Here is a 24,516-nt window from a genome sequence, read left to right as displayed (position 1 = left end):
TTCGCTGGACACGCCCCGCACCCCGCATGCGCCGGAAAGGCGGGCCTCGCGCCGAACAGGCGGGAATGGATTTCTCACCCGGGCGCACGAATGCCAGTTCGGCAGCACGGGCGCGACCTCCGGGTCCGAGCATCCGTTTTGCCCCTCCCGCTGTTGACCCTTACGGGAGCCGCAACTAGCGTCTGGTCGGTCGATCGCGTCCCCGAGCCGGATCCCCGAGCGAACGTTGGAGGCACGCCCATGCCGGACCAGGTTACGGGCACTTCGAATCCGCGCACTCATGAGCCCTACATCCCGGCCTCGCAATCTCTGCCGGAGATCACGGGCAAGGCGATCGTGCTCGGCATCCTCCTTTCGGCGGTACTCGCGGGCGCCAACGCCTATCTGGGGCTCAAGGTGGGGCTCACCGTGTCCGCGTCCATCCCGGCCGCCGTGATCTCGATGGCGATCCTGAGGATGTTCCGCGAGCACAATATCCTCGAGAACAACATCGTCCAGACCGCCGCTTCGGCCGGTGAGTCTCTCGCCGCGGGCGTCATCTTCACGCTGCCGGCCCTCATCCTGCTCCGCCACTGGGCGGGTTTCCCCTTCCTGCCCACGATGGGGATCGCCCTCTGCGGCGGAATACTCGGGGTCCTCTTCACCATACCGCTGCGGCGCGCCCTGATCATCGAAGCCGACCTGCGCTTCCCGGAGGGTGTCGCGACCGCTGAAGTGCTCAAGGCGGGGGCGACGGGCGGATCGGGGGCGAAGCTGATTGCCTTCGGAGGCGTAGCCGCCGCCCTCTTGAAGCTGTCGCAGACCGGGTTCAAGATCGCCGAGAGTTCCCTGCACGGTGCGGTCACGGCCGGCCGCTCGATCTTCGGCATCGGGACCGACCTGTCTCCGGCTCTACTGGGTGTCGGCTACATCGTCGGACCCCGGGTCGGCAGCCTCGTACTCGCGGGCGGCGCGATCTCCTGGCTCATCGCGATCCCCATCTACCTGGCCGTGGCCGACCCTGCGACCGTGGCCGGTATTGTGGACGGCGCGGACGGGTACGGCGCCGCCCAGGCGATCTGGAGCGCGCAAATCCGGTTCATGGGAGTCGGCGCCATGGTGGTGGGCGGCGTGTGGGCCCTTGTCTCGCTCCTGGGCGCCGTGCGAGACGGTGTGCGGTCGTCGGTACAAGCGCTTCGCGCCTCCCGAGCGGCGGGGGGAGGGCCGGAAATCCCCCGCACCGAGCGGGATATGCCGATCAACCTGGTCGCGGTCGGCACCGTGTCGCTCGCGGTCCCGATCCTCGCGGTGTTCGTCCTCGTCGTCGACCGCACGGCTCTCGGCATCACGCCAGGCCTGTACTGGATCGTGCTGGCCCTGGGGACGGTGTTCGCCCTCCTGGCCGGATTCCTGTTCGCATCGGTCGCCGGCTACATGGCGGGGCTCGTGGGCTCCTCGAACAACCCGATCTCGGGCGTCACCATTGCCACGATCCTCACCATCTCTCTCATCCTCTACATGCTGCTGGGATTGCAGATCGATTTCACGATCTCGGGGCCGCAGGCCCTTTCGGCAGCGGCCACCGCGATCCTGGTGGGGGCGGTCGTCGCGTGCGCGGCGGCCATCGCGGGCGACAACATGCAGGACCTCAAGGCTGGCCGGATCGTGGGAGCCACGCCTCGCCGACAGCAGATCATGCAGGTCATCGGCGTCGTCGCGGCCGCGCTCGTCATCGCGCCCATCCTCGGACTTCTCTACAAGGCGTACGGGTTTGGTGGCGTCCTGCCCCGCGAAGGGATGGATCCGAACGAGATGCTCCAGGCGCCGCAGGCCACACTCATGGCTTCCGTCGCCGATGGGGTGTTCTCGCAGAACCTGCCGTGGGCGATGATCGGCATCGGGGCACTGATCGCCGCCAGCGTGATCGCCCTCGACCAACTCCTCAAGGCTCGCGGGTCGAGCCTCCGCGTTCCCGTCCTCGCGGTCGCGGTGGGGATTTACCTGCCGATCGAACTCGAGGTCCCGATCTTCGTGGGGGGCGTCGTGGCCTGGCTCGTGAGCCGGTCCGTACGGCGGGGCGGAGGCGATGAGGGCGACGTAGAGAAGGCGAACCATCGAGGCCTGTTGTTCGCCTCGGGACTCATCACCGGAGAGGCGCTCGTCGGGATCCTCCTCGCCATACCGTTCGCGGCCACCCAGAGCACGGACGTGCTCAGCCTCGCTCCGGACGGTTTCGGTCCGATCGCGAGCTGGATCGGGGCGGCCGCCGCCGTCGGATTTACATGCTGGCTCTACCGCATATCCGTTCGCTCGTCCGGCTGAGGCGGCCCCGGGCGGCCCGGCCCGCCCTGATCGCCGTACTCGCGGCGAGCGTGGCGATCGGGGGCTGCGGCGGCGGTGACGCCAGCCTCGACGAGGACACGTACGTCCAGGTGATGGCCAAGCTGACGTGGGCTCGCGGACGGTACACCAGCACACCGGACGGCGACTCGGTGCGGGCTGCGGTGCTCGACGAGTTTGGCGTGTCCGGCCAGCAGCTGCGGGACTTCGCCGAGCTCCATGGAGGCGACCCCCGGCGCATGCACCGTTTGTGGGAAGCGATCCGTCTCGAGGTGGAGATCCTCGACGGCATCCGGCCGCCCGAGTCGCAGGCGGAGGCGCTGGAAGACGTTCACGACGAGGCCCGGCAGGGAGGCCGTTGAAGACGCCCGACCTCTTCGCCGCTTCGGGACGCTCCGCGCGCACCGCAGCCCTCCACGCCGGACGAGTCGGCCTCCTCGGCTGGGCCACACTCCGCTCGCTTGCACGACCCCGCGCGTATGCGCTCGAGACGGTCGCCCACGCGAAACAGATCGGTGTCGACAGCCTGCCCCTGGTCCTCCTCATGGGAGCCCTGTCGGGAGCCGTCATGGCCCAGCAGACCATGTACCAGCTTTCGCAGGGCCTCCCGAGAGAGATCGTCGCCGGCGGCGTGGTCGGTGGCATGCTCACCGAGTTGGGACCCGTGCTCACCGCGGTCGTACTCGCCGGACGCGTCGGCGCCGGGATCGGCGCCGAGCTCGGGACGATGAAGGTCACCAATCAGATCGACGCACTCCTCACCATGGGCCGGGACCCGGTGCTCGAACTCGTCGTCCCCCGGGTTGTCGCCGGCACCGTCATTCTGGTTCCGCTGGTCCTGCTCGCGGACGCGATGGGCATCTTCAGCGGCTATGTGACGTCGGTCACCATCCTCGGGCTCACCTCCGGCGAATACGTGGAGGGGGCCAAGGGATACTATCACCACGGCGCGCTGATCTTCTCGCTCGTGAAGGCGGTTGCGTACGGATTCGCCATCACTTTCACGGCAAGCTACGTGGGTCTGCGGGCGCGCGGCGGGGCGGCCGGCGTCGGTCGAACCGCGACGCGTGCGGTGGTCGCGATCATCGTATCGATCATGGTGCTGGACACCGTGCTCGGGCCTGTGTACAAGGCGCTCACGTGATCGAGATCATCGGCCTCCACAAGCGGCTCGGAGGGCGTCCTGTCCTTCGCGGGGTCAACCTTCAGGTGAGGGAGGGCGAAACGCTCGTCGTCATGGGTCCCTCCGGGACAGGCAAGAGCGTGCTGCTCAAGCACATCGTCGGCTTGTTCGATCCGGACGCGGGAGACATCGTCGTCGACGGCGTCTCGGTGCCGGTCGCGGACCGGAGGGGGATCGCCGCCGTCCGCAGCAAGATTGCCTACGTCTTCCAGAACTCGGCGCTGTTTGACTCGATGACGGTGCGAGGCAACCTGCTCATGGGACTCCCCGCGGGCTTCTGCCGGGGCCGCCAGGGGGAGTGCGATGAACTGGTTCTGGCCGCGCTCGGCCATGTGAACCTCGAGCCGGACGTGCTCTCGCTGTTCCCGGCCGAACTCTCCGGGGGCATGCAGCGACGGGTCGCCATCGCGCGCGCCATCATCGGCAAGCGCCGCTACGTCCTGTACGACGAGCCCACGACGGGACTGGATCCTGTCAACGCCACCCGGATCAACAGGTTGATCGCCCGCGTGAGCCACGAGGTCGATGCGACCAGCATCGTCGTGACGCACGATGTAACGTCGGCGTTCTTCCTGGCGGACCGGATCGTCCTGCTGGCCGACGGCGTGGTCCAGGCGGAGGGGACGCCGCAGCAGTTGCGCGACACGGACAACCCGGCCGTCCGCCAGTTCCTCGACGCCGCACCCGCCCCGGGGCCGGCATGAGAGATCCGGGCCTGCGAGACAGGGGGGTCGAGATACGGGTCGGCGTCTTCCTGATCCTGGCCGCAGTCATCGCCGTGGCCGGCCTGTTCTGGATCTCCGGCTCTCCGTTCCGCGGACCGTCCATGCAGGTGTGGGCGCTCGCACCGGACGCGGGACGGATCTCGCCCGAATCGTCGATCCTGCTGCGCGGAGTCGAGGTCGGGACCGTGGACGCGGTGGCGCTCGAACTCGAGCACGTCGTCCTCACGATGACGCTCTCCACGAGGACCGCTCTCCCCTCCGACACGCGCGGCACGATCAAGCCTGACGGCTTCCTCGGACAGCAACTGGTCGAGCTGATGCCGGGCGAAAGCATGCGGATGCTCGCGGAGGGGGACACGATCGTCCTCGACCGCACCTCGGATATCGCGTCGCTGGCGTCAACGCTCGGCGATGATACGGGAGCCCTGATTGGACGACTCGAATCGCTCCTCAGCGAGGGGCTGGCCGAGAACGTCGCCGCGGGCTCGGAGGCGTTCACCCTTGCCATGCGTGAACTGGCGGGGCTTCTCGAGACGGAGCGAACCTCGATCCACGCCATGCTCGCCAATATGGACACGCTCTCGACCCGTCTGTCGGGACTCACGGGGTCAAATGAGGTCGACCGCACGCTCGCCAACCTCGACACGCTCTCTTCACGGCTGGCCGGGGCCGGCGAGGACTTCGCGTCCACGGGCAAGTCTCTCGCCGAGATCACGCGGGGCCTCGAGCAGGGAGAAGGGACGCTCGGGAAGGTGCTGCGCGACGACACTCTGTATGATGGCTTGCTGGAAACGGTCGCCACGCTTCGCGCCGCCAGCGAAGAGATCGCGCTCCTCGTGCGCGACATCCGCGAGCGGCCGGATCGCTATCTGAACGACGTCAAGGTATCGGTCTTCTAGAGTTTCGGCGGTCAGCGACTCAGAGGCCGGTAGGTACGTCGAGGAAAAAGGGCTCCGCTCCGAAGTGGTCCGCCGCGCGCTCCGCCAGAGCCCTGACCCCCAGCGTCTCGGTCGCGTAGTGCCCGGCGTAGATCACGTTGATCCCGAGTTCCATCGCCTCGTGATAGGTATGGTGGTTCCCCTCGCCGGTGAGGAAGGTGTCGGCGCCCGCCACGGCGGCGGCCTCGATCATGGAGCCGCCGCCGCCCGTGACGATCGCGAGCCGCGTAACGCGTTCCGGCCCTCCGGGGATCACGATCGGAATCCGGCCGCATACAGCCTTCGCTCGGGCCGCGAGTTCTTCCCGTGACGCGCCGAGGGTCCCGATCACGCCGATGCCGTCGTTTCCTCTGAAGGAACCGAATCGCTCGATCGCCTGCAGGGCGAACTCGGCGGCGAGGAGGATGTTGTTTCCGATCTGCGGGTGCGCATCGAGGGGGAGGTGTGCCGAATACAGGCCCATGCCGCTCTCCACAAGCCGTCGAAACCGCTCGTAGGCGGGGCCGACGAAGGGGCGAAGGCCGCCCCAGAACAGCCCGTGGTGCACCAGTAGAAGGTCGCATCCGGCCTCGGCGGCGAGATCGATCGTCGCCCGGCAGGCGTCGGTGGCCGCCCCGATGCGGGCGACTTCGCGGCGCCCGTCGACCTGGAGCCCGTTGAGGGCGAACGGATAGTCCTCGATCTCGGCCACCCGCAGGAGTTCGTCCATCCAGGCCGCGATCTCCCGGCAGCCCGCCCCACTCTCGCCGCGAGATGTCGCCACGGAGGCTATTCCCACTCGATGGTCGCGGGCGGCTTGGAGGACACGTCATACGTCACGCGGTTCACCCCCTTCACCTCGTTGATGATGCGGTTGGAGATCCGGCCCAGTACGTCGTGCGGGAACTGGAACCAGTCGGCGGTCATACCGTCCAGGGAGGTCACCGCCCGGAGCGCGACCACATTCTCGTACGTGCGCGCATCGCCCATGACCCCCACCGACTGGACGGGCAGGAGTATGGCGAACGCCTGCCAGATCTCGTCGTAGAGTCCCGCCCCGTGAATCTCCTCGAGGTAGATCGCGTCCACCTCGCGCAGCGAGTCGAGCTTGTCTCGCGTCACATCGCCGAGGATGCGGATGGCCAGGCCCGGGCCGGGGAACGGATGGCGGCCCACGATCTCCTCCGACAGTCCCAGTTCACGGCCCACCGCGCGCACCTCGTCCTTGAACAGCTCCCGCAGCGGCTCGATGAGTTGGAACGGATGGTCGGGCCGCAGTCCCCCGACGTTGTGGTGCGACTTGATCTTCACGGACGGACCCCACACCGACACGGACTCGATCACATCGGGGTAGAGTGTCCCCTGCACGAGAAACCGGGCATCGCCGTGTCGACCCGCGGCCTCCTCGAACACGTCGATGAACGTGTGGCCGATGATGACCCGCTTCTCTTCGGGTTCTTCGACGCCGGCAAGCCGCTCAAGGAACAGATCCGCCGCGTCGACGACCTCGAGCCGCATCCCCATGTGTGCTCCGAACACCGCCTTCACCGCGTCCCGCTCGCCCTTCCGCAGCAGCCCGGTATCGACGAAGATGCAGGTGAGTTGATCCCCTACCGCCCGTTGCACGAGAGCCGCGGCGACCGAACTGTCCACCCCGCCGGACAGGCCCAGGATGACCTCGGCATCCCCCACGGCTTCGCGCACCGCCGCCAGTTGGTGATCGATGATGTTCGCCGCGTTCCAGCTCATCTTGCAGCCGGCGATCTCGAACAGGAAGTTCCGGAGTATCTCGCCGCCCCGGGTCGTATGAGCAACCTCGGGGTGGAACTGTACGCCCCAGATCCGCCGTTCCTCCGACCCGATGGCGGCGATCGAGTTCTCCGTCGTGCCCAGCACTTCGAAGCCGGGAGGGAGGTCACGGAGCGAGTCCCCGTGGCTCATCCAGACCTGCGTGGCCTCGCCGTCGGAGAACCCGTGGAAGAGTCCGTCGGTCGACCGCACCTCGAGTTGGGCCCGTCCGTACTCGCGTCGGGCCGCCTGGTACACCTCCCCTCCCACCAGGTCCGCCACGAGCTGCATGCCGTAGCAGATCCCGAGGATCGGCACGCCCATGGCCAGGATCTCGCGCCGGGCCGTCGGCACGCCTTCGTCATATACACTGGCGGGCCCTCCGGAGAGGACGATGGCGGCCGGCTTGAAGCGACGGACCCAATCCGGGTTGCGCGTCGGCGCGTGGACCTCGCAATACACCCCCTCCTCACGGATGCGGCGCGCAATGAGCTGGGTGAACTGAGAACCGAAATCGAGGATGAGTACGCGGCTCACCGCACCTCCTCCGCTTCACCCGCCAGCGTTCCGATTGCGACTTCCCGTTCATCCCCGGATGCCATGTCGCGGAGCGAGACGACGCCGCGGGCCAGTTCGTCCGGGCCGAGGACGATGGCCCGCGCGGCTCCCGCCTGATGCGCCGCCTTGAACTGCCGCCCGACGCCACGCGCGCGGAGGTCGTACAGTACGTGACGTCCACGATCCCGCAGCGCCCGGGCCAGGCCGAGCGCCGCCTCGCGTTCGGCATCGGACACGCAGATGATGTAGTCGTCCACCCGGCGAAGCTGCGACGGAACGAGACCCCGGTCCTTGAGCAGTTCGGCCAGAACCACATCGCCCATCCCGAAGCCGAGCGCCGGGAGATCCACTCCTCCCAGCGCCAGGAGCAGGTTGTCGTAGCGGCCTCCGCCGCAGATGGCCCGCAGTTCATCCCTGCGGTCCCAGATCTCGAACACGGTCCCCGTGTAGTAAGCCAACCCCCGGACGAGACCGGCATCGAAGCGAAGGAATTCGTCGAACCCCGCCGCGCGCAGGTGGCCGAACACGATGGAAAGCCGCCCGGCCGCCTCCGCGACCGGCCTGTCCCCCGCGTGCGCCGCCTTGAGCGCGTCCAGCGGGAGCCGCATGGCCTCGAGCAGGCCGGTCGCCTGCGTCGCCTCCACGCCAGCCGCGGCCAGTCTGGCCCGGGCGCCCTCTTCCCCTTCTTTCTCCAGGCGGTCGAGGGCGCCGAACACCGCCACGTGGTCGACCTCGCCGATCCCGTGCGCAACGAGAAGCGCTCCGACAAGCCGACGGTCCGAGATGCGGACGACGATGTCGGCCGAGCCGAGCCCCAGTTCTCGCAGCGCATCGATCCCGGCCGCGATGATCTCCGCGTCCGCGAGGGGGTCCGTTTCCCCGACGATGTCCATGTTGAGCTGGAAGTGTTCCCGGAGGCGCCCGCGCTGCGGCCGTTCGTAACGGAACAGTTGCGGGATGGAGAACCACCGCACCGGCTTCGCGAGCCCACCGGCTCGGGCCGCCATCATGCGAGCGAACGTCGGGGTCATCTCGGGCCGCAACGCGACGGCGCGCCCGCCCTTGTCCGCGAACTCGTACAGCTGGCCGACGATCTCGTCGCCCGACTTTCGCGTGTAGAGTTCAAGCGGCTCGAGCGGGGGGCCGTCGTACTCCGTGAACCCGTAGCGAGCGCCGACCCGGCGCCAAGCCGAGAAGATGTGACGACGGAGTGCGAAATCCTCGGGGAAGAAGTCCCGAAAGCCGGGCAGACCGCGGATTTCCCCGGAACTCACAAACTCAGTTGGTCGCGCAGAATTCGTCGTACGCCTTCGTGAGGTCGGCGGCGATCTGGTGCGCTTCTCGTCCCTCGATCTGGTGCCGCTCGAGCATGAACTGCAACTCGCCGCCGGAAAGAAGCGCGATCGACGGCGATGACGGGCGGACGCCGGTAAAATACTGCCGCGCGCGGGCCGTCGCCTCCACATCCTGACCTGCGAAGACCGTGACCACCCGTTCGGGCTGCACCTCGTGACGCATGGCGATCGCCACGGCGGGCCGCGCGTTCCGGGCTGCGCACCCGCACACGGAGTTCACGACGACCAGAGTATCTCCGCCGGCTCCGAGCACCTCGTCCACTTCATCGGAGGTCCGAAGCTCACGCACGCCCAGACGCGTCAGCTCGGCCCTCATCGGTTGCAACAATCTCGGATCGTACAGCATGTCTCTCCCTCCGCTCCTCTCTCTGCGTACCGGCCACGACCGGCTGCGTCCTTGCCTCGCCCACGGTGTACGCGGATCCGGTCACCAGCACGGTTCCCGAACCGGCGAGTTCGCGGCCCCGCGCAACGGCCTCCGCGACACTTACAGACACTGTAACGTCCCCGGCGCCCTTGCGTGACATCCACGCCTGCGCCTCCGCAGGGTCCCACACCCGGCATTCGGGGGCGGCGGGGCACGTCAGAATCATATGGTCGCTGTCAAGCGCGAGGCGCCCGAGAACGGCCTTCCAGTCCTTGTCGGCCAGCAACCCCACGACCGCGACCAGGGGGCGCGGAGGGGACAACTCCGCCAGCGTCGCACACAGCGCCTCGGCCGCCGCAGGGTTGTGCGCGATATCGAACACCCACGTCCCGCCAGCGGGACCCTCGCGACGGAGTTCGAAGCGGCCGGGCAGGCGTGTCTGCGCGACGCCCCGCCTCACTCGCGCCTCGTCCAGTTCATAGCCTGAGCGGTCGAGCATGAGGAGCGCGAGCGCCGCGTTGTCCGCCTGGTACCGCCCCGGGAGCCGGGTCGCCAGCGGCACCCCGCCCGGACGGGCCCTGGAGACGTAACGGAACCGGGTACCCTCAGGCTCGCTCCGGACTTCGGACACTTCCGCCTCCCGCCCGAGCCGCGCGACGGGCGACCCCGTGCGGGCAGCGATACGCTCCAGTGTCTCGAGGGCCACTCCGTCCATCCGCCCCAGGCTGGCCGGAACGTCACGCTTGAAGATGCCCGCCTTCTCTCCCGCGATCGCCCGCAGAGAGGACCCGAGCAGGTCCGTGTGATCGAATCCGATCGGTGTGATCGCAGTGCCGGCCGGCCGGAGCACGTTCGTCGCGTCCAGGCGACCGCCGAGGCCCGTCTCCGCGACGGTCACCTCCACCCCGCATTCCGCGAAACACAGGAAGGCCAGCGCGGTCGAGACCTCGAAGTACGTGCAGGCGTCACTGGCGTCGCAGTCGAGGATCCGGGAGGCGGCCGACTGGACGACCGATTCCTCGATCCACGAACCGTCCACGAGAAATCGCTCCCGCACGTCCGACAGGTGAGGTGACGTGTAGAGTCCGGTCCGCAGCCCCCCCGCCGCCAGCATGCTCGCAGCGAAGCTCGCGGTCGAGCCCTTGCCGTTCGTCCCGGCGACATGAAGGGCTCTGAACGTGCGCTCGGGCCGTCCGAGCTGATCCAGAAGAGCTTCGATTCTGTCGAGGCCCCAGCGCGCCGTGGTGACCGGGTGGGGGCCGAGGAGGGCCGCGAGCGCGTCCTCACCCCCGGTCAGCACATGTGGGCCAACAGGCTCGAGATCGCACCGCGCAGTTCCGGCCGGGGGACGATGCGGTCGATCATCCCGTGCTCCTCGAGGAACTCGGCAGTCTGGAAGCCCTCCGGGAGGTCCTGCCGGATCGTCTCCTTGATCACCCGGGGGCCGGCGAATCCGATCAAGGCGCCGGGCTCCGCGAGAATCACGTCTCCGAGCATGGCATGGGACGCCGTAACCCCTCCCGTGGTCGGGTTGGTGAGAACGCTCAGGTAGGGGATGCCCACGCCAGCCAGTTGCTCGAGGGCCGTCGCGGTCTTGCCCATCTGCATGAGCGACAGGATCCCCTCCTGCATCCTCGCGCCACCCGAGGCCGAGATGATGATGAGCGGGACTCGCCGCTCAAGCGACCGATCGGCGAGTCGGCGGATCTTCTCCCCCACGACCGAGCCCATCGAACCACCGATGAACCGGAAGTCCATGGTCCCGAGGTGCACCTCCCTGCCATCGATCTCGCCCCGCCCCGTACGGATCGCGTCCTGGTCGCCTCCCCGCTTCTCCGCCTGAGAGACGCGCTCCGCGTAGCTGCGAGAATCCACGAACCCCAGGGGGTCGGCGGAGCGCAGCGTCTGGTCGTACGCGACTTCGAGCCCGCCGCCGTCGAGAAGCAAGGCCTCGTAGGATTCCGCCGTGATACGGAAGTGATGGCCGCAGTTCGGGCAGACGTGAAGACTCTCCTCGAGCCGCCCGCTGTAGAGGATTTCGCCACAGCCGCCGCACCTGTCCCACATCTCGCCGGGGAGCTCACGCTTCTGCGAAACGAGCTTCTGTTTCGGTTTCTTGAACCAGGACAAATTACCTCTCCCACACCACGCGTTGCACCATCCCGAACGCCGCGTAGAGCATGAGCAGGAAGCTCCCGCCGTAACTTACGAGCGGCAAGGGCAACCCCGTCACCGGCAGCACTCCGACGGTCATGCCGAGGTTGACGACCAGGTGGGTCAGAAGGATGGCGAACACGCAGAATGCAATCGAACTTCCGAAGTCATCCTCCGTGTCGATCGCCGCGTAGAGCACCCGCCACAGCAGCAGCCCGAACAGTACGAGAAACACCGCGACCCCGACGAAGCCCAGCTCCTCCCCCACCACGGAGAAAATGAAGTCGGTGTGTTGCTCCGGCAGAAAGGCGAGCCGCTTCTGCGGTCCGTTCGCGAACCCGGCCCCGAACAGTCCCCCCGATCCGATGGAGACCTTGGACTGGATGAGGTGCCAGCCCGCGCCGAGAGGATCGATCTCGGGATCGAGGAACACCAGGAGCCGGTTCCGCTGATAGTCGGCGAGCGAATCCCATATCCGCAGGGTGAGGGCTCCGGCGGCGATGTTCGCGAGGAGTACGCCCACCGATTCGATGATGAAGAGGCGACGTACGTACAGACAGGCCGCGACCACCAGGAACCACAGGCCCCACACGATCCAGTTGAACCCCAGCAGGAGGCTGAGGCCCGGCGTCGCGATCAGGAAAATCCTGAACAGCGGGACCCCGCCCCAGAACAGAGCGGCGATGAAGATGACGGCGAAGATCATGGCGCTCCCCAGATCCGGCTGCCGGATCACGAGCACGAGGGGGATGAGGGCGAGCACCGCGGGCTTCCAGAGATCGAATAACCGTTCATATCGCTCCGGCCCATCCCCCATCACCCGGGCCAGCATGAGAACTGTACCCAGCTTCGCGACCTCGGCCGGCTGGAGCCGGCCCGGTCCCAGTTCGAGCCAGCTCCCGTTCGGGCCCGTGCCGATGGCCAGCGCAAGCACGAGCAGGAGGATCGAAACCCCGTAGCACCAGGGCGCCAGCCACTCGAGAAAACGCAGGGAGAAGCGAGAAGCCACCGCCAGAGCGACGATTGCCACGCCGAACCAGGTGAGTTGGCGCAGCCAGATTCCGGTGGCGGGCGATCGCACATCCACCTGTCCGGCCGAATAGATCATCGCGATCCCGAGACCGGTCAGGATCAACACGAGCGCCAGGAGCGAGGGATCGCCGATACCCGGGATCCGACGAGACGAGATCATCCGCCCCCTTCCGCCGGGGCCCCTTCCACGGGGCGGACGCCCGGTGTCGCTTCCGGCGGGAGGCCGATCGTCGCCAGGTGCCGGTCCACGATCCCGGATGCGAGAGGCACGGCGAGCGACGGTGTATTGTCGGGATGGCCGTGCTCCACGATGGCCGCGACCACGATGCGCGGTGCGTACGCAGGCGCGAAGCCTACGAACCAGGAATGCGGCTCGCCGTGCGGGTTCTGGGCCGTTCCCGTCTTCCCTGCCAGCGTCCAGCGTGAGAGACGGCTGCCGTACGCGGTGCCGCCCGGCTCGTTCACGACCCGGACGAGGGCGTCGACCAACTGGTGCCGCTGGACTTCCCGGAGGTCGAGTCGCCAGTCCACACGCCGCTCCGCCAGGGTCTCGTCGCGCACCAGGTGCGGGTGCACGGGTGCCCGGCCCGTGGCCAACGCGGCATAGAACTGCGCCATGGTCAGCGGACTCTGCGCGTTGGCTCCCTGTCCGATCGAGAGGTTCATGATCTCGGATTCGAACCAGCCGCCGGGGCCGTACTGCTGATCGTACCACTGTCTCGACTCGGGAAACTGGCCGCCGATCTCGAACGGGAGGTCGATCCCCGATGGCCCGTCGAAACCGAACTCGCCCACCTCCTCGAGGAGCGGGTCCAGCCCGATACGCTGCCCCGCCTGATAGAACCAGACGTTGCAGGAGTGCATGATCGCTTCCGACAGATCCAGACGCCCGTGTCCCGCCGACCAGCAGCGGAAGTATCGGTTCCGGTAGGCGAGTCCGCCCGCGCAGGTGTGCGTGTGATAGGTGTCGATGGTGAGGTCGGCGGTCTTCATGCCGACCGCGGACATGACGAGCTTCCAGGTCGACCCGGGCGGGTACGAGGCCATGGACACCCGGTTCAGCATCGGCTTGTCGGGATCTTCGCGAAGCGCATCCCAGAGATCGAGCGGAATGCCGCCTATGAAGTCGTTCGGATCGAACGTGGGATGACTGTAGAGGACGATGACTTCACCCGTGGCCGGATCCAGGGCCACGACCCCCCCGCGCATTCCTGCCGGGAACGTCGAGTCAGCGAATGCCTGCAGGTCGAGATCGATCCCCAGGTGCAGGTCTTCCCCCGGCACCGAGGCTCGCCCCGGGCCGACGCCGAGGTCCCTCACGATCGTCCCCAGCGCGTTCACCTCCACATATCGGATTCCGTTACTGCCGGCCAGGCGGTTCTCGTATTGCGCTTCGAGGCCAGTCTTCCCGAGGGATTGACCGGTCTCATATCCCGCGTATTCGGGTCTCGCCAACTCTTCTTCGCTGATTCCTCCTATATACCCGACCATGTGCGCCACGGCGGGACCCGCCGGATATCGCCGACGCGGGCGCTGGTCCACCACGACCCGCCGAAACTGCGGACGCCGCTCCTCGATGAACGCGACCTGTTCGAAGCTCGCGTTTTCGCGCACGACCAGCGATTCGTTCGGCCGCGCCCGGTTCCGCGCCAGCAACTCCTCACGCCGCCCGGCCGACAGCTCGAGGCGGCTCGCGAGGCGCTCCAGACCGGCCGAAATCGAGTCCGGCGGGCCGGAGAGGAGGGACACGTCGTAGCCCGGCACATTGTCCGCGATCGCGCGACCGTAGCGGTCGTAGATCGTCCCGCGCGGCGCCGGGACCGTGATGGTCCGAAGGCGATTCTCGCTTGAGCGAAGGGCGTACTGCTCTCCGCTGAAGATCTGTAGTCGAAGGAAGCTCGCGGCGACGAACACGAGGAGGATGAGTACCCCGCTCCCTGCCGCGCGCCCGCGCCGTCTCCGGTGCAGCCGATGCACCTGGTTACTCTTCACGGCGTTTCCCCTCCCCGGCAGCCCGTCACGCGACCACGCCCGACACGAGTCGTTCCGCAACCCAGCAGACGGCCGTCGTCAGCGCGGCCGACGCCGGAGTGTATACGAGCACCGAAGCGAACGACAGTTCCCCGCCGACCAGAGCCGTCAAGGCGATCCGAAGGACCCACACCCCGAGAAAAAGAAAGATAGCCGTGAAGCGGCTCGAGTCCGAATAGATGAGATGGCGAAGCCAGCTCGCGAGGCACCCGACGAGAGAGAACAGCAGAATCACAGGGCCCAGAGGCCCGAGCGATATCGAGGCCTCCAGGAGCCCGATCAGGCCCCCGAACGCCGCCGCCCGGCCCCACGGCAGGAGCAGCGAGCCCAGGAAGAGCCCGCCGGCGACCAGGTCGAGCCCGACCGGCCATCGACTCCACAGCGGGTGCAGCGCAAAATGCGCGAGCAACAGCAACGCGACAACGAGCCATCTTCCGGCCGCGGTCATCGACCGACCGAGCCCGAGTCCGCCGGGACGGACACACTGTCGGCTTCGACCCCGACCGACAGGTCGGGGCGCTCCCATACGAACACGTCTCGGACCTCCGGCGGCCGAACCGCGGGCTCCACCACGTACCGCTTCATCCACCCCGCCTCGGGCGTCGAAGGCTCCCGTATCCACCCCACGGGGATGCCCGGCGGGTACACGCCGCCGATCCCGGTCGTCACCACCAGGGTTCCGACCGGGATGTCGGCCTGGAAGGGCGCACCCTCGAGCAGCAGCACCGGTTGACGGCTCTCGGCCCGTATCGACCGGACGAACCCCGATGTGCCCCCGTCTTCGGCCATTACGGTGACCCGAAAGTCCGCGTGACTCCAGAACTCTCCGCTGGCCCCTCTCCCGTGAGGCGCCCTGGCGACGCCCACCAGCCCGGTGCCCGTGAATACGCCGATCGGGAACTCGCGACCGGAGAAATCGGGTCCGTCCAGCATGAACACGTCCGGGTTTCCAACGTAGGGGCGGCCGGGATACACGACGGCGGGCGTCGCGGATCCCACCAGCAGGGGCGGGAGCACTTCGGCCGCCCTCAGTCCAACTGCCCGAGCCGCCTGAGCGCGGGTTCGCATCACCAGCTCCGTCAGCGATTCCCGCTCCACCAGCAGTTCCCGGTTGTGGCGCTCGATCTGCCCCCGCTCGGCCGCCGCGCGGTGGAGGGCGAGAAAGGGATAGAGGACGGTGGCGCGAACCGCGGACTCGATCTGACTCTGGCGCTCGCGCGACAGGCTGGCGGCGATCCCACCCAGTATGAGGACAAGCAGGAGGGTCGTGAGTTCGAGCGTGCCCCGGCCCGGCGGCTGGACACCCGGATAGGTCACGACCGCATGCTCAGGGACAACGGAATTGCCGCCATTGGGCTGTCAGCTGGTGAGGACCCCACGGTATCGCCCGAACTGCTCGAGGATCTTCCCGCACCCCCGGACCACACACGTGAGAGGCTCTTCGTCGACATGGATCGGGAGTCCCGTCTCTTCCCCGAGCAACGTGTCCAATCCCCGCACCAGGGCTCCTCCCCCTGTCATCACGACGCCACGGTCCACGATATCCGATGCAAGTTCCGGCGGCGTGATCTCGAGCGCCCGCCGCACCGCGGCTACGATCTGCTGGATCGGTTCCTGCAGGCATTCCCGAATCTCCGCGGAGTGCACTCGGACCGTCTTCGGAATCCCGGATACGAGATCCCGGCCCTTGACCAGCATCTCCTTGTCCTCGTCGGTGGGATAGGCGGATCCGATCTGGATCTTGACGGCTTCCGCCGTCGGTTCGCCGATGAGGAGGTTGTAGTTCTTTCGGAGAAAGGAAACGATCGTCGAGTCCAGCTCATCCCCCCCGACCCGAATCGAGGTGTCGGCGACGGATCCCGAAAGCGCAATGACCGCGATCTCGCTCGTCCCGCCTCCAACGTCGATGATCATATTGCCCGTCGGGGTCTCCACGGGAAGTCCGACGCCTACGGCGGCCGCCATCGGCTCCGCCACCATGTAGACTTCCTTGGCGCCGGCCGCATGAGCACTCGACCGGACAGCGCGGCGTTCAAGTTCCGTGATGCCGGAGGGCACTCCCACCACCACGAGTGGCCTGATCTTGAAGAACCGCGAGGTCATCACTTCCTTGAGGAAATAGCGGATCATCATCTCGGTGATGTCCACATCGGCGATGACGCCATCTTTCAGCGGGCGGACGGCTTCAATCCCGCTCGGAGTACGACCGAGCATCCGCTTGGCGGCGAGACCGATTCCCTCGATGCGCCCGCTCTCCTTCCGCACGGCGACGACCGAGGGTTCATTGAGCACGATGCCTTCGCCCTCAACGTGTACCAGTGTATTCGCAGTCCCCAGATCGACCCCGATCTTGCTGATCGGCAGGAGACTGCCGCGCAACGACCACTTCGCCATCTAGAGGCCCGATCTCCCGGGAGCGTTCGAGCTGGCGCGGCTGCGGGACACAGGCGGGAGACCTCCAGGGCGGCTGGTCGTAGCGGGAACGCCCCGCCGGGGCGTACAAAGCACCAATGTACAGGCGGTTCCAGACGCAGGAAAGTCGGTTTTGGGGGGAGGGTTCACGTCCAGTTCCGGGGATCGGGCCGGCAGTTGTCCAGAGGCGTGTATTCCAGATCGAACGCCTCGGCGACCGCCCGGTAGGTGACCCGCCCATCCGCGGTGTTGACCCCGAGCGCGAGGTCCGGGTCCGCGCGGCACGCGGCCCTCCAACCCTGGTTCGCGACCTTCAGGACGTACGGGAACGTGGCGTTCGCGAGGGCCAGCGTGGAGGTGCGGGGCACGGCCCCCGGCATGTTCGTCACACAGTAGTGGATCACGCCGTGGACCGTGTACGTGGGGTCGTTATGCGTCGTCGGGCGGGCCGATTCCACGCAGCCCCCCTGATCCACGGCGACATCCACGATCACGGAGCCGTCCTTCATCCGCTTCAAGTCGTCATGGCGTACGAGCTTCGGAGCTTTTCCGCCCGGGACGAGGACGGCACCGATCACGACATCGGCGCGTTCGATCTGTTCGAGGATCGCGTGACGGTTCGAGTACAGGGTATCGACGTTGGCGGGCATGACTTCCGCGAGGTAACGAAGACGCGGGAGACTCACATCGAGAACGGTCACATGGGCGCCGAACCCCGCGGCAATCGTCGCGGCGTTCGCGCCGACAACGCCTCCTCCGAGGATCACGACCTCGGCGGGGAGGATGCCGGGCACGCCGCCGAGCAGGATGCCGTATCCGCCGGCGGTCCGTTCCAGATACTTGGCCGCTTCCTGGATGGCCATGCGCCCCGCCACCTCCGACATCGGCGTGAGGAGCGGAAGCTCGCCCGTCGGAAGCTGGACCGTCTCGTAGGCGATGGCGGTGCAGCCGCTCTCGAGCGTGCGTTGCGTGAGCCGCTCATCCGCCGCGAAGTGGAAGTAGGTGAAGATGACCTGATCCGCCCGCATCCGGTCATACTCGGGCTCGATGGGCTCCTTGACCTTGACGATGAACTCCGCCCGCTCCCACACCTCTCCCGCCGAGCCCAGGACCTCGGCCCCCGCGTCGACGTAGGCCTCGTCCGGGAAGCCGCTGCGGACTCCCGCGTTTCGCTCGATACACACCGTGTGTCCGGAAGCGACCAGCGCGGTGACGCCCGCCGGGACGAGGGCTACCCGGCTCTCATCCGTCTTTATCTCCTTCGGTACGCCGACGATCATCTCTATTGGCTCCAGGCGGAAGGTCGGATTGGGTCCGGTGTGGATCCTGCGGGATCGTCTCCGGGCGACAGCTCGAGCGTGGCGAGCCGCTCCGGCGAGAAGTATGCGGCGGCTTCGAGACACTGAGCGCGGTTCACTTCATCGATGCGGGCCGCCACCTGGTCCAGGGTAAGATACGGGTGTTCGTAGAGCGCGATCCCGGCCAGCCGGTTCATGCGGGACACCGGCGATTCCAGTGAAATCAGGAACTGTCCCTTGAGCTGGCTGCGGGTGTCGTCCAGTTCATCCCCCGTTAGTCCCTCACGGGCCAGAAGCGCCAGTTCTTCCGTCAACGCCTCGCGGGCTTCCCCGGCCGTCTCGGGTCTCGTACCGACATAGGCACCCACATGCCCTGCCCGCGCATGGAGGGCATGGAAGCTATACACGGAGTACGCCAGACCGCGCGTCTCGCGGATGCGCTGGAAGAGCCGCGAACTCATCCCGCCGCCGAGAGCCGTCGAGGTCACGTAGATCGCGTAACGCAGGCGGTCTCGGCATGGGACAGAGGGCGCGCCGGTCACGACGTGCGTCTGGCGTCCGCCGGCGTGTCGGAGGCGTCGGAAACCGGACCCGCCGTTGGCTGGGGGAGGATCCTCGGGACGCGGCACAGCCGCCCGGTCTGGAAGCCACCGCGCCAGCCCCTCCACCAGAGCTGCATGCTCGACCGCTCCAGCCGCCGCGACGACGATGTTCCCCGGCCGGTACGCGCGGCCGTGCACTTCTGCCAGCGCCCTCAGGGGGAGCGCTCCTACAGAGGCCCGGGTTCCGAGGATCGGCTCCCCGTACGGATGACCGCCATACAGAAAGCGCGCGTGCGCCTCGAACGCCAGGTCTTCAGGGATTTCCGCGGCGGAGGCGATTTCCTCGAGCACGACTTCCCGCTCCACCTCGAGATCGCGCTCCTCGAGGAGGGGCCGGAAGACGAGGTCACACAGCACGTCGAGAGCCACGCCGAGATCGGCCGCCGGTACGCGCGCCTGGAAGGCCGTGCATTCGTGCGTCGTATAGGCGTCAAGGGCTCCACCGAGCCGCTCGAGCTCCCATGCGAGATCCCTGGCCGACCGCCGGCGCGTCCCCTTGAACACCATGTGTTCGAGCAGGTGCGACACTCCGCCCACGGCTTCGTCCTCGTGGACTCGTCCCTGACGCACCCAGAAACCGACCGCCACGGAACGCACGGAATCCATACGCTCGCTGAGCACCGTGATGCCGTTCTCGAGGCGGGTCCGGTGGACCGCCACGTCGAGTCGCTCGGATTCGCGCGCGGGCAGGAGGCGATCTCCGTCAACCGAAGGGAGCGACCCAGGGCTCCCGGCCGGCCCGTGCGGCGGCAGGCCGGGATGTGCCGTTCTCAGCCCTCCCCGGCGGGAGTGAGGGCCGCACGGCGCGAGAGCTTCATGCGTCCGCGGTCATCCACCGCCAGCAACTTCACCTTCACTTCGTCGCCGGGCTTCACGACATCCTCGGTCTTCTCGGTCCGCCCCTCTTCGAGTTCGGAGATGTGGCACAGGCCTTCCACTCCGGGAATGATCTCGACGAACGCCCCGAAGTCGGTCGTGTTCTTCACGACGCCGCGGTAGATGCGTCCGACCTCCGGCTCCTGGACGATGGCCTCGACCATCTCCTTCGCATGCTGCGCGCCCTCGCCCGAAGGCGCCGCGATGGTCACCACGCCGGTATCCTCGATGTTGACTTCGGTACCCGTCTCCTCCTGAATCATCCGGATCGTCTTCCCCTTCGGCCCAATGACCTCGCCGATCTTCTGGGGGTTGATCTGGAGCGTCACGATCCGCGGGGCATGCGGCGACATCTCCTCGCGCGCCGAAGGCAGCGTATCGTTCATCCTCGCGAGGATCTGCAGCCGCGCGTCGCGGGCCCGTGCGAGCGCTTCCCGCATCGTGGCGACCGACAGTCCGTCGGCCTTGATGTCCATCTGGACCGCGGTGATCCCCCGCTCGGTCCCGGCGACCTTGAAGTCCATGTCGCCGAGGGCGTCTTCCACGCCGAGGATGTCGGTCAGGATCTCGACCCGGTCGCCCTCCTTGATGAGCCCCATGGCGATCCCCGCGCACGGGGCGCGCACCGGCACGCCCGCGTCCATAAGCGACAGCGAGCCCCCGCAGACCGAGGCCATCGAACTCGATCCGTTCGACTCCAGGATGTCGGACACGATCCGGATCGTGTACGGGAAATCCTCGTACGCCGGGAGCAGCGCCTGGAGCGCGCGCTCGGCCAGAATCCCGTGCCCCGTCTCGCGGCGGTTCGTACCCCGGAACATCCGCACCTCGCCCGTCGCGAAGCCGGGGAAGTTGTAGTGGAGCATGAACGACTTCGAAGTCTCTTCCCGGACGTCCACCGAGTCGATGCGTTGCTCGTCTCTGACCGTCCCGAGCGTCGCCACGGCGAGCGCCTGCGTCTGCCCGCGCGTGAACAGGGCGGAGCCGTGCGTTCGCGGCAGGAGACCGACATCGCAGGTGATCTCGCGGAGGTCGTTCACCCCCCGGCCGTCGATCCGCTCTCCGTCCTCCAGGATGCGGTGGCGCATGATCTCCTTCTCCAGCTTCCGCAGGGCGGCACCGACATCCTTTCCGCACTCGGGGTGCTCTCCCTCGAGGCGCTGCGTGACGTCTTTCCGCAGCGCGGAGAGAGCCCGTCCGCGTTCTTCCTTGTCAGCCATCCTCAGCGCATCGCCGACGCGGCCGGCGGCCTCCGCCGTGACCTTCGCGACGACATCCGCATCGGGCCCCACGGGCTCGTACTCGATCGTCTCCGGAGCCCCCGCCATCGCCACCAGCTCGCGCTGGAGGCCGATCAGCTCGACGATGGCTTTCTGTCCTACGCTCATCGCCTCCAGAAACTCCTCTTCCGTGGCTTCGAGGCAGGCGCCTTCGACCATCACGATCGAATCCTCGGAGCCGGCCACCACGATTTCGAGGTCGCACATCTCAAGGTCGTCGAACGTCGGGTTGACGAGCCACTGGCCGTCCATCCTGGCTATGCGGACGCCCGCGATGGGTCCGTCCCAGGGGATCGGGGAGAGCAGCAGCGCCGTCGAGGCCCCCAGCATGCCGATGACATCGGCGTCGTTCTGCTGGTCGGCGGAGATCACGAAACAGACGACCTGGGTGTCGTTGCGATAGTCGTCGGGAAAGAGCGGCCGCAGCGGGCGATCGATCTGCCGCGCCGAGATGGTCTCCTTGTCCCCGGGGCGTGTCTCTCGCTTGATGAATCCGCCGGGGAACTTGCCGGCGGCGTAGGTCTTCTCCCGATACTCGACAGTGAGCGGGAAGAAGGGGAGGTGCGTGGGCTTCCGATCCGCCGTGGCCGTGACCAGGAGGGCCGTTTCACCGTACTGCACGTAGACGGCGCCATCCGCCTGGCGGGCCATCCGGCCCGTCTCGAGGATCAGGGGCCGGCCATGGAATTCGGTTTCGATTCTGTGCGTCATTCTTTGTCTTCTCTTCTTTCTTCGAGTGTTGCGCCACGGTTGGTCGGGCGCTGCGCCCGCCGGCAATCGGCCGGGGCGCTCATGGTGTGTTGCTCATCCTTGCATCAGCTTGTTCGACTCAACGCCCCGGGTGAGGGGAAACCCGGGTCGATCCGTGGGAAGGACAGCGGGTGGCCCGATGAGCCGGGCCGTGGGCGGCGGAGGTTGAGAACTTCGGGGCAGGCCGGCGCCTGAATGGCCTCAATGGCGTAGCCCGAGCTCCTCGATGACCGATCGATAGCGGTCGAGATCGGTCTTGCGAAGGTAGTTCAGCAGTCGGCGACGACGGCCGACCATCTTCAGCAGTCCGCGGCGGCTATGGTGATCTTTCGGGTGATCCCGGAAGTGCCCGGTCAACTCCTGGATACGGGCAGTGAGCAGCGCGACCTGCACCGGTGCCGACCCCTGGTCGTTCTCGCGTCGCGAGAACTTCTCTATGATTCCCTGCTTCCTGGTCTTTTCCACAGTGTCTCGATGTCCCTTGATCCACACGCCCGCGCGGCGAACCCCCGCGGGGCCGCTTCATATACAGTCCATAAACGTAGAATCGTCGCCGGTCGCTGTAAAGTACGGTGCAAGTGTGCCGTGCCGTGTCGTCTCCCCCGCCCCCAACGGTCTCACGGGAGCAGGGCCGCGGCCGCGGTCGCCAGGAACTCCAGCGCCAGACACGTCAGGCCCCAGATGAGCACGCGGGCCCCGCGGCCCATGCCCAGGTTGTCGAACCACCGAGCCGCCCCGCGACGGCGGTGGTCGATCCCGGTCAGCAGGACACAGAGTGCGACCAGCGGGAGCGAGCTCCTCATCTCGAACGACGACGACACCCCGGCGGCGGCACCCACCATCGCGACAGAGACCCGGACGGCGAACCACACCGCCGCGGCCGAGCCGGCGAGCGGCAGCCACACCCGGCCGGCGCGTGCGACCCAACCCGATACGCGGCGCCCGGCCTCGCCCTGGCCGTCGCCCTCCTCGCCACGGTCGGATTCGCGTCCGGGCAGGCCGGGTTCGCTACCGTCCCAAGGGTTCGCGAGGGGTCTTCTGCGACCCAGGTATTGGCGGGCGAACTCGGGATGCGCCCACGCCTGTTCGGGAGGGCCGAGTACGCGCGTACCGCCGGCGACAATCCATACAACCTCGTCGGCGACCGCCATCAGGCACTCAACCTCGTGGCCCGTAATCAGCACGGCGGAGCCGCCCTGTGCCGCGTCGCGCAGCGCCCGTGTCACCACGCTCTGGTAGTTCGGCGCCAATCCGGTCAAGGGCTCGTCGGCGATCAGGCACGCCGGATTTCGCAACAGCGCGAGCGTGAGTTCCACACGCCGCCGCTCGCCGGTCGAGAGCTGCCGGATCCGGGCCCCAAGGAAGGGCGCCACGTTCAGAGGATCCCAGTCCTCCAACTTCCGCACCCCGGGGTACGCCGCCCGCAGGCTGTCGAAGTGCGGGCCGACCCTTTGTGGAGGCACCGCCAGACCGCGGTCGGGCACAAAGAACAGACCCTCCGGAGCCATGCGGCTGATACGGGGGCGCAGCGTGGCCCTGCCACGCCACAGGACGCTTCCCGTCTCCGTCCTCAAGAGTCCCAGCGCACAGCGCAGGAGGGTGCTCTTCCCGGAGCCGTTGCGTCCCAGAAGGACGGTGACCCGACCGGGCCGCACCTGAACCGCCGCAGCCTTCAGAACCTCCGTCTCGCCGAATCGTTTCGCGAACCCTTCCGCCGCGAAGATGGGCTGCGGGGTAGCCCGGGCGGCTCCTGTCACATGCGGGGTCGATCCGAAGCGGGACACCCGGTGCCGGCGAGAGAGGTCTCGTAGAGTACGGCACGGGGGATTCCGCCTTCTTCGCGAACGCCGAACAGCAACGCATCGTCGCCGGTTCCGCGGAGCGCTTCGTCGCGCCTCGCTCGCGCGACGATCCGGCCGGTGTCGGGGTCGATCACTTCGAGGATCGTGTCGAGCAGTCCGTCCAGGTCCAGCGCGGACGATTCGATGCCGGCGTTGTCGGCCCAGTTCGTGTCGGCCACCCAGGTGCCGACCCACATCAGACCCTCGTCAAAGCGGAGGCTCATGACGACGGAGGGTATTGGCGCCGTGACCGGCACGCCCGGCTGCGGCGGCCCCGGATCGAACCAGTCCGCTTCCCCTGCCAGCCGCACGACCGCCTCCTCAGCCCCGTCGGGCTCCCACCCCTCGAACGCGTACTCCCCTGCCCTGGCCGACCATACGCGACCCTGTCCATCGACGGCCACCGGCGACCGGAAGAAGTTCACGATCCACGCTTCCACGGGCATGTCTCCCAATCCTGCGATCCGCTCCCCGTCGCCACCGATCAATTCCGTCGTCGCGTTCAGTCGTCCGTCCACCTGTCCAAAGCCCGACACGGCATACCGCGAGCCGGCATCGAGGGTCACGAAATCCAGCCCCTGGAGCGAACGGACACCCACGGTTTCCAGAAGTTCCATTTCGCCCGACACCCGCGTGATGCGGCGGTTGCGGAGGTCCAGGATCACCAGGCTCCCATCGGGTCCGAGGCGGATGCGCCCCGGCATCACATATTCGCCGGGTCCGTCGCCGCCCCTCCCGAAGGTGCCGCGGAAACCGCCCTCCGAGTCGTAGACCAGCAGTTCCCCCCGGTTCTCCGCGCTTGCGACGATGTGTTCGCCCCGTTCGGTGCGCGTGATCTCCGGACGGCTCCCGATCGTCCCCGGATCCTCAAGTGAACCCAGACGGAGGGTTTCGCGGAGCTGAACGGTACATTGGTCGGCCGGGCCCCTTATGGGGCGCACGGCCTGGGCCGTCGACAACCCGGGGACCCCCAGCAGAACGGCGAGGCTCCATGCAGCCACCCTCACCGCCCTCGTGCCCGGACGACA

At 67.6% G+C, this 24,516-nt stretch carries 22 protein-coding genes; 5 read left to right on the top strand and 17 right to left on the bottom strand.

Annotated features, from left to right (window positions below; genetic code table 11):
* Positions 1–240 precede the first annotated feature (240 nt).
* The 5 genes from ACN9M6_RS05270 to ACN9M6_RS05250 are packed head-to-tail and all read left to right on the top strand — an operon-like array spanning position 241 to position 5,126.
* A complete protein-coding gene (locus ACN9M6_RS05270) occupies positions 241–2,301 on the top strand; it encodes an OPT family oligopeptide transporter (protein ID WP_419161873.1) in 2,061 nt (686 codons plus the stop codon).
* Positions 2,262–2,681 carry a hypothetical protein gene (locus ACN9M6_RS05265; protein WP_419161872.1) on the top strand — a complete coding sequence of 140 codons (420 nt, stop codon included), beginning with the start codon at positions 2,262–2,264 and terminating at the stop codon, positions 2,679–2,681. The genes ACN9M6_RS05270 and ACN9M6_RS05265 overlap by 40 nt, the downstream gene beginning before the upstream one ends.
* Entirely contained in the window at positions 2,678–3,463 is a 786-nt protein-coding gene (locus ACN9M6_RS05260) for an MlaE family ABC transporter permease (protein ID WP_419161871.1), read from the top strand. Before ACN9M6_RS05265 ends, ACN9M6_RS05260 begins: the two co-directional genes overlap by 4 nt.
* Complete coding sequence (locus tag ACN9M6_RS05255; RefSeq protein ID WP_419161870.1) at positions 3,460–4,206, top strand: ABC transporter ATP-binding protein; 747 nt, start codon at positions 3,460–3,462, stop codon at positions 4,204–4,206. The genes ACN9M6_RS05260 and ACN9M6_RS05255 overlap by 4 nt, the downstream gene beginning before the upstream one ends.
* Complete coding sequence (locus ACN9M6_RS05250; protein ID WP_419161869.1) at positions 4,203–5,126, top strand: MlaD family protein; 924 nt, start codon at positions 4,203–4,205, stop codon at positions 5,124–5,126. The genes ACN9M6_RS05255 and ACN9M6_RS05250 overlap by 4 nt, the downstream gene beginning before the upstream one ends.
* A 19-nt stretch (positions 5,127–5,145) precedes the next feature.
* On the opposite strand, the gene ACN9M6_RS05245 is transcribed toward ACN9M6_RS05250, so the two are convergent.
* The 17 genes from ACN9M6_RS05245 to ACN9M6_RS05165 all read right to left on the bottom strand — a co-directional run bounded on the left by ACN9M6_RS05245 (position 5,146) and on the right by ACN9M6_RS05165 (position 24,489).
* A complete protein-coding gene (locus ACN9M6_RS05245) occupies positions 5,146–5,928 on the bottom strand; it encodes a Nif3-like dinuclear metal center hexameric protein (protein WP_419161868.1) in 783 nt (260 codons plus the stop codon).
* Between the two features lie 5 nt (positions 5,929–5,933).
* Positions 5,934–7,469 (bottom strand): glutamine-hydrolyzing GMP synthase, encoded by a 1,536-nt coding sequence (gene guaA / locus ACN9M6_RS05240; RefSeq protein ID WP_419161867.1) that lies wholly within the window; start codon positions 7,467–7,469, stop codon positions 5,934–5,936.
* Positions 7,466–8,764 carry a histidine--tRNA ligase gene (hisS, locus tag ACN9M6_RS05235; protein ID WP_419161866.1) on the bottom strand — a complete coding sequence of 433 codons (1,299 nt, stop codon included), beginning with the start codon at positions 8,762–8,764 and terminating at the stop codon, positions 7,466–7,468. The genes guaA and hisS overlap by 4 nt, the downstream gene beginning before the upstream one ends.
* A 4-nt stretch (positions 8,765–8,768) precedes the next feature.
* On the bottom strand, positions 8,769–9,161 hold the full coding sequence (locus ACN9M6_RS05230) for a BrxA/BrxB family bacilliredoxin (protein ID WP_419161865.1): 393 nt from the start codon (positions 9,159–9,161) through the stop codon (positions 8,769–8,771).
* The gene (locus tag ACN9M6_RS05225) at positions 9,127–10,512 is read right to left on the bottom strand and encodes a bifunctional folylpolyglutamate synthase/dihydrofolate synthase (RefSeq protein ID WP_419161864.1); all 1,386 of its coding nucleotides are present in this window, start codon (positions 10,510–10,512) and stop codon (positions 9,127–9,129) included. The genes ACN9M6_RS05230 and ACN9M6_RS05225 overlap by 35 nt, the downstream gene beginning before the upstream one ends.
* Complete coding sequence (gene accD, locus ACN9M6_RS05220; RefSeq protein WP_419161863.1) at positions 10,506–11,342, bottom strand: acetyl-CoA carboxylase, carboxyltransferase subunit beta; 837 nt, start codon at positions 11,340–11,342, stop codon at positions 10,506–10,508. Before accD ends, ACN9M6_RS05225 begins: the two co-directional genes overlap by 7 nt.
* 1 nt (position 11,343) lies before the next feature.
* Positions 11,344–12,558: a rod shape-determining protein RodA gene (rodA, locus tag ACN9M6_RS05215; RefSeq protein ID WP_419161862.1), complete on the bottom strand. Its 1,215-nt coding sequence runs from the start codon at positions 12,556–12,558 to the stop codon at positions 11,344–11,346.
* Positions 12,555–14,390 carry a penicillin-binding protein 2 gene (gene mrdA, locus ACN9M6_RS05210; protein WP_419161861.1) on the bottom strand — a complete coding sequence of 612 codons (1,836 nt, stop codon included), beginning with the start codon at positions 14,388–14,390 and terminating at the stop codon, positions 12,555–12,557. Before mrdA ends, rodA begins: the two co-directional genes overlap by 4 nt.
* 25 nt (positions 14,391–14,415) lie before the next feature.
* Positions 14,416–14,877, bottom strand: coding sequence for a hypothetical protein (locus tag ACN9M6_RS05205; protein WP_419161860.1), 462 nt, complete (start codon positions 14,875–14,877; stop codon positions 14,416–14,418).
* Complete coding sequence (locus ACN9M6_RS05200; RefSeq protein WP_419161859.1) at positions 14,874–15,746, bottom strand: rod shape-determining protein MreC; 873 nt, start codon at positions 15,744–15,746, stop codon at positions 14,874–14,876. The genes ACN9M6_RS05205 and ACN9M6_RS05200 overlap by 4 nt, the downstream gene beginning before the upstream one ends.
* A 42-nt stretch (positions 15,747–15,788) precedes the next feature.
* Positions 15,789–16,823 carry a rod shape-determining protein gene (locus ACN9M6_RS05195; RefSeq protein ID WP_419161858.1) on the bottom strand — a complete coding sequence of 345 codons (1,035 nt, stop codon included), beginning with the start codon at positions 16,821–16,823 and terminating at the stop codon, positions 15,789–15,791.
* 164 nt (positions 16,824–16,987) lie between these two features.
* Complete coding sequence (gene ald, locus ACN9M6_RS05190; RefSeq protein WP_419161857.1) at positions 16,988–18,121, bottom strand: alanine dehydrogenase; 1,134 nt, start codon at positions 18,119–18,121, stop codon at positions 16,988–16,990.
* A 2-nt stretch (positions 18,122–18,123) separates the two neighbouring features.
* Positions 18,124–19,401 (bottom strand): M16 family metallopeptidase, encoded by a 1,278-nt coding sequence (locus tag ACN9M6_RS05185; protein WP_419161856.1) that lies wholly within the window; start codon positions 19,399–19,401, stop codon positions 18,124–18,126.
* A 110-nt stretch (positions 19,402–19,511) separates the two neighbouring features.
* On the bottom strand, positions 19,512–21,608 hold the full coding sequence (locus tag ACN9M6_RS05180; RefSeq protein ID WP_419161855.1) for a polyribonucleotide nucleotidyltransferase: 2,097 nt from the start codon (positions 21,606–21,608) through the stop codon (positions 19,512–19,514).
* A 240-nt stretch (positions 21,609–21,848) separates the two neighbouring features.
* The gene (gene rpsO, locus ACN9M6_RS05175; protein ID WP_419161854.1) at positions 21,849–22,112 is read right to left on the bottom strand and encodes a 30S ribosomal protein S15; all 264 of its coding nucleotides are present in this window, start codon (positions 22,110–22,112) and stop codon (positions 21,849–21,851) included.
* A gap of 152 nt (positions 22,113–22,264) precedes the next feature.
* Complete coding sequence (locus tag ACN9M6_RS05170; RefSeq protein ID WP_419161853.1) at positions 22,265–23,404, bottom strand: ATP-binding cassette domain-containing protein; 1,140 nt, start codon at positions 23,402–23,404, stop codon at positions 22,265–22,267.
* A complete protein-coding gene (locus ACN9M6_RS05165; RefSeq protein ID WP_419161852.1) occupies positions 23,401–24,489 on the bottom strand; it encodes a hypothetical protein in 1,089 nt (362 codons plus the stop codon). Before ACN9M6_RS05165 ends, ACN9M6_RS05170 begins: the two co-directional genes overlap by 4 nt.
* Between the last annotated feature and the right edge of the window lie 27 nt (positions 24,490–24,516).

This window comes from Candidatus Palauibacter sp. (genome assembly GCF_965197445.1).
GTDB lineage: Bacteria > Gemmatimonadota > Gemmatimonadetes > Palauibacterales > Palauibacteraceae > Palauibacter.
Note: the sequence above shows the minus strand (reverse complement) of the source record. Positions and strands in the feature narration are given on the sequence as shown.